This is a genomic window from Pseudomonas edaphica (genome assembly GCF_005863185.1).
GTDB classification, from domain to species: Bacteria; Pseudomonadota; Gammaproteobacteria; order Pseudomonadales; family Pseudomonadaceae; genus Aquipseudomonas; species Aquipseudomonas edaphica.
In genome coordinates, this window is sequence record NZ_VBVZ01000354.1 from 1 (window position 1) to 6,501 (window position 6,501).

At 61.3% G+C, this 6,501-nt stretch carries 7 protein-coding genes; 5 read left to right on the forward strand and 2 right to left on the reverse strand.

From position 1 onward, the window contains the following. Window positions 1-134 precede the first annotated feature (134 nt). The gene (locus FEM54_RS21210; RefSeq protein WP_099548914.1) at window positions 135-569 is read right to left on the reverse strand and encodes a MarR family winged helix-turn-helix transcriptional regulator; all 435 of its coding nucleotides are present in this window, start codon (window positions 567-569) and stop codon (window positions 135-137) included. Window positions 570-650: 81 nt separating this feature from the next. On the opposite strand from FEM54_RS21210, the gene FEM54_RS21215 reads away from it, so the two are divergent. After that, window positions 651-1,817: an aminotransferase-like domain-containing protein gene (locus FEM54_RS21215; RefSeq protein WP_099548915.1), complete on the forward strand. Its 1,167-nt coding sequence runs from the start codon at window positions 651-653 to the stop codon at window positions 1,815-1,817. A 10-nt stretch (window positions 1,818-1,827) separates the two neighbouring features. After that, complete coding sequence (locus tag FEM54_RS21220) at window positions 1,828-2,430, forward strand: glutathione S-transferase family protein (RefSeq protein ID WP_017137839.1); 603 nt, start codon at window positions 1,828-1,830, stop codon at window positions 2,428-2,430. Window positions 2,431-2,499: 69 nt separating this feature from the next. Here FEM54_RS21220 and FEM54_RS21225 read toward each other — a convergent pair whose 3' ends face one another. Then, on the reverse strand, window positions 2,500-3,396 hold the full coding sequence (locus FEM54_RS21225; protein ID WP_138452845.1) for a LysR family transcriptional regulator: 897 nt from the start codon (window positions 3,394-3,396) through the stop codon (window positions 2,500-2,502). Window positions 3,397-3,507: 111 nt separating this feature from the next. Here FEM54_RS21225 and FEM54_RS21230 point away from each other — a divergent pair, with 111 nt between their 5' ends. Genes FEM54_RS21230 through FEM54_RS21240 form a run of 3 tightly spaced genes read left to right on the forward strand, consistent with a single transcriptional unit; the run spans window position 3,508 to window position 6,435 of the window. Further along, entirely contained in the window at window positions 3,508-4,800 is a 1,293-nt protein-coding gene (locus FEM54_RS21230; RefSeq protein WP_138452847.1) for a CitMHS family transporter, read from the forward strand. A 1-nt stretch (window position 4,801) separates the two neighbouring features. Further along, entirely contained in the window at window positions 4,802-6,124 is a 1,323-nt protein-coding gene (locus FEM54_RS21235) for an acyclic terpene utilization AtuA family protein (protein ID WP_138452850.1), read from the forward strand. Beyond that, window positions 6,121-6,435, forward strand: a complete 315-nt coding sequence (locus FEM54_RS21240; RefSeq protein WP_017137835.1) for an AtuA-related protein — start codon at window positions 6,121-6,123, stop codon at window positions 6,433-6,435. The genes FEM54_RS21235 and FEM54_RS21240 overlap by 4 nt, the downstream gene beginning before the upstream one ends. Window positions 6,436-6,501: the final 66 nt, after the last annotated feature.

A 6,501-nucleotide genomic window follows, 5' to 3' on the forward strand; every position in this document is an offset into this window, starting at 1 on the left:
GCGTTGGGCTGCGTAGCGGCCCCCAAACCTGCCAATGGATTCTCGCTGAAGCCCCGCGATGACTGTCTCAGGGCCGCTTCGCGGCCCAACGCAGGGCAAGCCTGCTCGCCACAACAAGCTCGCTCGGCATAGGGTTAAGGTTGGCCGGCGAGGGCCTGGTTCACGGCTAGCCAGCCTGCCACGGCGTCTTCACCGGCTTCACTGAACGCACGCTGCAACAGCTTCACCTGCTCGCGGCGTAGTGACTGCTCAAAACGTTGGCCTTCTTCAGTCAGTTCCAACAGGCGTTTGCGCTTGTCGGCCTCGGAGGCAACGCTGTCGACCAAGTGCATTTCCTGCAATTGGCGTAATGGCATGTTCAGCGCCTGCTTGCTCACCCCAAGCAACTCCAGCAGCTGCTTCACGCTCAAGGCGGGGTAACGCGCGATAAAAAATACGATGCGCTGATGCACGCGGCTCAGGCCGCGGCGCTCGAGCATTTCGTCGGCCTTGGCGGTAAAAGCCTGGTAGCCGAAGAAAAAGGCTTCCATGGCTTGTTGTTGGCTGCCCTGGTTTTTAAGGTCAAGCATATTGACGTATCCACGCGAGTCGTCGTAATTTCGGTCAACCAGTTTGACGTATTTGCCCCCGACTTCGCTACCGGTGACCCTATGGCCTTCTCTGAACGTGTTACGCGCCTCAAAAGCTCCTTGATCCGTGAAATTCTTGCGGCGGCCCAGCGCCCGCAAGTGATGTCGTTCGCCGGTGGCCTGCCCGCCGAAGCCATGTTGCCGGTACTGAATTGGGATGAACTGCCACTGAACATCGGCCAATACGGTATGAGCGAAGGCGAGCCGCAATTGCGTGAACTGCTCGCCGCCGAGGCCCGCGCCTTGGGCTTACCGTGCCAGGCCAGTCAGGTGCTGGTGGTCAGCGGCTCCCAGCAAACCCTCGACCTGGCGGCCAAGCTGTACATCGACAAGGGCACTGAAGTCTTGCTGGAAGGCCCGACCTACCTGGCCGCCTTGCAGATTTTCCAACTGTTCGGCGCCGATTGCCTCACCGTGCAACTGGAGGCCGACGGCCCGAACCTGGCTGCCCTGCGCGCCAGCCTCGAACGCCATCACCCGGCGTTCATCTACCTCATCCCGACCTTCCAGAACCCCTCGGCCGTGCGCTACAGCGAGGCCAAGCGCGCAGCCGTGGCCGCCTTGCTCGATGAATTCGGCGTAACCCTGATCGAAGACGAGCCCTACCGCGAGCTGACATTCGACGGCGCCAGTGCGCAGCCCATCGCCGGGCGGTTGAAAAAAGCCAGCTGGATCTACACCGGCACTGTCTCCAAGACCCTGTTGCCGGGGTTGCGCGTCGGTTACCTGATCGCCAGCGAGGATTTGTTCCCGCACCTGCTCAAGCTCAAGCAATCGGCCGACCTGCACACCAACCGCATCGGCCAGTGGCAAGCGATGCAGTGGATCGGCACGCAAAAATACCAGCAACACCTGGCGCAGTTACGCGACTTTTACCGCGAGCGTCGCGATGCCTTTCAGTCGGCTCTGGAGCGCCACTTTGGCGACCTGGCCGACTGGCAAGTGCCTCAAGGTGGATTATTCTTCTGGCTGACCTTGAAACAACCCCTCGACACCCGCACCTTGTTGGCGCAAGCATTGGATCAGGACGTGGCGTTCATGCCCGGTGAACCGTTCTTTTCCGAGCCCGATCAACACTTGGGTTCGTTGCGCCTCAATTTCAGCCATATCGACCCGGCCCGTCTGGACGAAGGTCTCAAACGCCTGGCCGCGGTGGTCCGTCAAGCACAGCACGCGCAAGCGGCATAAGGGGAGCCCCATGTACAAGGTTTATGGCGATTACAAGTCGGGCAACTGCTACAAGGTCAAATTGATGCTCAACCTGCTGGGCATCCCGTACCAATGGATCGATGTCGACATCCTCAAGGGCGACACCCAGACTGCCGAGTTCCTGGCCAAGAACCCCAATGGCAAGATCCCGGTGCTGGAACTTGAAGACGGCACTTGCCTGTGGGAGTCCAACGCGATTCTCAACTTCCTGGCCGATGGCAGCGAATTTTTGCCGTCCGAGCCACGCCTGCGCACGCAAGTGTTGCAGTGGCAGTTTTTCGAGCAGTACAGCCATGAACCGTATATTGCGGTGGCGCGGTTTATCCAGTTTTACCTGGGCTTGCCCGCAGACCGTCTTGAGGAATACAAGAAGCTGCACAAAGGTGGCTACAAGGCCCTCAAGGTCATGGAGCGCCAACTGCAACTGACCCCGTATCTGGTGGGCGATCAATTCTCCATCGCCGATGTGGCGTTGTATGCCTATACCCATGTGGCCGAGGAGGGTGGGTTTGAGCTGGACGCTTATCCGGGTGTGCAGGCGTGGCTGGCGCGGGTGGCGAGCCATCCAAAACATGTAGCGATGCTTGATTGAGTTCACGCGGTCAAAAATGTGGGAGCTGGCTTGTGTGGGAGCTGGCTCCCACATTGATAGTGTCCAGTTTCAGTTCGATGTTGTGCCAGACAGCTCATCACTCAGCAGCTCAAAGCAACGCTGCGCCGCCGGGCTGAGGCCCATCCCGCTGCGACTGATCAACCCGATCTCGCGGTTCACGCCGGGATGGTCAATATTGATGCGCTTCAACCCCTGCAAACTGTCCGCCGCCGACTCCGGCAACACGCTGATGCCCAGCCCCTGGCGCACCAACGCCAGCACCGTCGACATGTAGTTGGCTTCCATGCCGGCATTCATTGTCAGCCGTGTCTGATCAAACAACGCGTCCACCTGCTCACGCACACTGCTGTCGCGCCCGGTTAGGATGATCGGCTGGTCCGCCAATTGCTCCAAGGTCAGTTGGCGATGGTGGGCGAGGGGATGGCCCAGTGGCACAAACGCACACAACCGATCATTGAGCACCGGCAAAAATTCCAGGCCGTGGCTCAGCCGGGCACGCACGCCGATGCCAAAGTCCACCACGCCTTCGCGCACCTGTGCATGAATGCGATGAGCTACCAGGTCATGCAAACGTACTTCGATGCCGGCAAAGCGTTCGCGAAACAGGCGCAAGGCCGGCGGCAGGGCGCCGGCGCACACCGAGGGCAGTGCGGCGATGGTGACCACGCCGCGGCGCAGGGCGGCGAGGTCGCGCGAGCCAGTGACGATGTTGTCCAGGTCCAGCAACAGTTTTTCCATGGGGCCGCGCGCGTCTTCGCCTGCGGCGGTGATGCTTACGTGGCGCGGGCTGCGATCGAGCAGCGCGACGCCGAGCCAGTCTTCGAGTTGTTGCACCTGTACCGTCAGGGCTGAGGGCGACAAGTGCAACTCATTGGCGGCCTTGGTGAAACTGCCGGTGCGGGCTACGGCGAGAAAGGCTTGTATATGTTGGATGCTGTTCTTCATTTTGTTTTTCCGAACGTGCCAGGCCGAATATTCCAATTTACAAAGACTAACCCGCTTCCAATACTCCAGGGAAAACAATAACCGGCCACCAAGGCCGCTCTGGAGTAACCCATGCTCGCAACCCTGGGTGTCATCACCATCCTGTGCCTGCTCGCTGCCGTCATGAGCAAACGCCTGTCGCCACTGGTGGCGCTGATCGCCTTGCCGATCATCGCCGCACTGCTCGGCGGTTTCGGCCTGCAAACCAGCGCCTTTATCATTACCGGAATCAAGAACGTCGCCCCAGTGGTGGGCATGTTTGTGTTCGCGATTCTGTTTTTCGGGATCATGACCGACGCCGGCATGCTCGACCCGATCATTGATCGCATCCTGCGCACCGTAGGCACGCGTCCTACGCGGATTGTGGTCGGCACCGCGACCCTCGCGCTGCTGGTGCACCTGGACGGCTCCGGCGCTGTGACGTTTCTGGTGACGGTGCCGGCGATGCTGCCGCTGTATACGCGGTTGGGCATCGACAAACGTATCCTTGCGTGTGTCTGCGCCATGGCCGCCGGGGTCAATTTCCTGCCGTGGACCGGCCCGGTGCTGCGCTCGTCGGCGGCCTTGCATGTGCCGGTGGCCGACCTGTTCCAGCCGCTGATCCCGGTGCAGATCGTCGGCCTGGTCTTCGTGTTTGCCTGCGCCTGGTGGCTGGGCCGTCGTGAAGAAAAACGCCTGGGCCTGGGCGCCGGTTCCTCGGTGGAGGCGGTACCGCAACGGGTGCTCAGCGAAGAGGACATCAAGCTGCGGCGCCCACGGCTGTTCTGGGTCAACCTGTTGCTGACCGTGCTGGTAATGGTGGTGATGATTGCCGGCTGGGTCGACCCGGTGGTGATGTTTATGCTCGGCACCGTGGTGGCGCTGTGCATCAACTACCCGAATGTGGATGCCCAACGGGCGCGCATCGATGCCCATGCGAAAACCGCCCTGACCATGGCCAGTATCCTGCTCGCCGCTGGCGTGTTCACCGGCATCATGCAAGGCACTGGCATGCTCAAGGCGATTGCCGAGGTGGCGGTCGCACAGATTCCCGCCGGCCACGGCAAGTTGATCCCGGCGGTGGTGGGCTTTATTTCCATGCCGTTGAGCATGTTGTTTGACCCCGATTCCTACTATTTCGGCGTGATGCCGGTGATCGCCGAGGTCGGCAAAGCCCTGGGCGTCGACCCGCTGCAAGTGGCCCAGGCCTCGTTGCTGGGCGTACACACCACCGGTTTCCCGGTCAGCCCGCTGACGCCTGCGACCTTCCTGCTGGTGGGCCTGTGCAAGATCGAACTGGCCGATCACCAGCGCTTCACTATTCCGTTTCTGTTTGCTGCGTCGGTGTTGATGACCCTGACCGCATTGCTCCTGGGAGTGATTTGAGATGAAAACCTTGCGCATCGGTTCCGGCGCCGGCTACTCCGGCGACCGTATCGAGCCTGCCGTGGAACTGGCCGAACAGGGCGACCTGGATTACCTGGTGTTCGAATGCCTGGCCGAACGCACCATTGCCCTGGCGCAACAGGCGCGTATCAGCGACCCGCCGGGCGGTTACGACCCACTGCTGAGCGAGCGTATGCGCCGGGTGTTGCCATTTGTTGGCTTGAAGGGCCACCGTCGCCTGCGGGTAATTACCAATATGGGCGCGGCCAACCCCGTGGCGGCGGCCGTTGAAGTGCGGCGGGTTGCCAACGAACTGGGCCTGAACCTCAAGGTCGTGGCGGTGGTGGGCGATGACGTGTTGGAGGTTTTACAGCCCGGTTTTTGGCTGGATAACGGCCAGACCGTTGGCTCTTTGGGCGAGCGGCTGATATCCGCTAACGCCTACCTGGGCGTCGACGGCATCCTCGAAGCCTTGCGCGCCGATGCCGATGTGGTGATCACCGGGCGCGTGGCCGACCCGTCGCTGTTTTTGGCACCGCAGATGTTTGAGTTCGGCTGGGCTGCGGACGACTGGCAGCGGCTGGGGCGCGGCACGTTGGTCGGGCATTTGCTGGAATGCGCGGGCCAGGTCAGCGGCGGTTATTTTGCCGATCCCGGTTTCAAGGATGTGGATGAGCTGGCACGCCTGGGTTTCCCGTTGGCTGAAATCGATGCCGATGGCGAGGCTGTGATCACCAAGGTGGCGGGCTCAGGCGGGCAGGTCAGCCGTGCGACGTGCACCGAGCAGATGATCTACGAAGTACACGACCCGGCGGCTTATCTCACGCCGGACGTGACGGCAGACTTTTCCCAAGTGAGCTTTGTGGAGGAGGGCGTGGATCGCGTCCGTGTCCAAAACGCCAGTGGTCGCGCTCGGCCTGAACAGTTAAAGGTCAGCGTGGGTTACCTGGACGGATGGATCGGTGAAGGGCAGATGTCCTACGGCGGCCCAGGCGCGGTCGCACGGGCTGAGTTGGCGCGGGATATCGTACTCAAGCGCCTGGAACTGATGGGCGTAAAGATGCAAGAGCTACGCGCCGAGCTGATTGGCATGGATTCATTGCACGGCCCACGCAGCAGCGTCGAGCCCTGGGAAGTGCGTCTGCGCGTGGCCGCCCGTTGTGAAAATCGCAGCGAAGCGGTGCGGGTTGGCAATGAAGTGGAGACCCTCTACACCAATGGTCCGTCGGGCGGCGGCGGCGCGAGTAAAAGTGTGCGCCAGGTGGTGGCAGTAGCGTCGTTATTGCTGCCCCGCAGCGTGGTCAACCCGAGGATCGAAGCATGAAACTGCACACACTGGCCCATTCCCGTACCGGCGATAAGGGCGACACTTCGAACATCTCGATCATCGCCTACCGCGCCGAGGATTATCCGTTGCTGTGCGAACAGCTCACGCCCGAGCGCGTCGCCACGTTTTTTGCCGGCTTGCGTGAGCCGGGCGCAGCGCCGGTGCGGCGTTATGAATTGCCCAACGTGCAGGCGCTGAACTTCGTGCTGCCGGGGATCCTGCGCGGCGGCGTGACCCGCTCGCTGGCGCTGGACGCCCATGGCAAGTGCCTGGGCTCGGCCTTATTGGATCTGGTAATACTGACTTAATTACACAGCCAAACAAATGTGGGAGCTGGCTTGCCTGCGATAGCATCAACTCAGTCTACCTGAATC

Bases quoted from the DNA above. Each gene is read 5' to 3' on its own strand.
- FEM54_RS21215 (WP_099548915.1), top strand. From the start codon at position 651: ATGGCCTTCTCTGAACGTGTTACGCGCCTCAAAAGCTCCTTGATCCGT.
- FEM54_RS21235 (WP_138452850.1), top strand. From the start codon at position 4,802: ATGAAAACCTTGCGCATCGGTTCCGGCGCCGGCTACTCCGGCGACCGT.
- FEM54_RS21240 (WP_017137835.1), top strand. From the start codon at position 6,121: ATGAAACTGCACACACTGGCCCATTCCCGTACCGGCGATAAGGGCGAC.
- FEM54_RS21230 (WP_138452847.1), top strand. From the start codon at position 3,508: ATGCTCGCAACCCTGGGTGTCATCACCATCCTGTGCCTGCTCGCTGCC.
- FEM54_RS21210 (WP_099548914.1), bottom strand. From the start codon at position 569: ATGCTTGACCTTAAAAACCAGGGCAGCCAACAACAAGCCATGGAAGCC.
- FEM54_RS21225 (WP_138452845.1), bottom strand. From the start codon at position 3,396: ATGAAGAACAGCATCCAACATATACAAGCCTTTCTCGCCGTAGCCCGC.
- FEM54_RS21220 (WP_017137839.1), top strand. From the start codon at position 1,828: ATGTACAAGGTTTATGGCGATTACAAGTCGGGCAACTGCTACAAGGTC.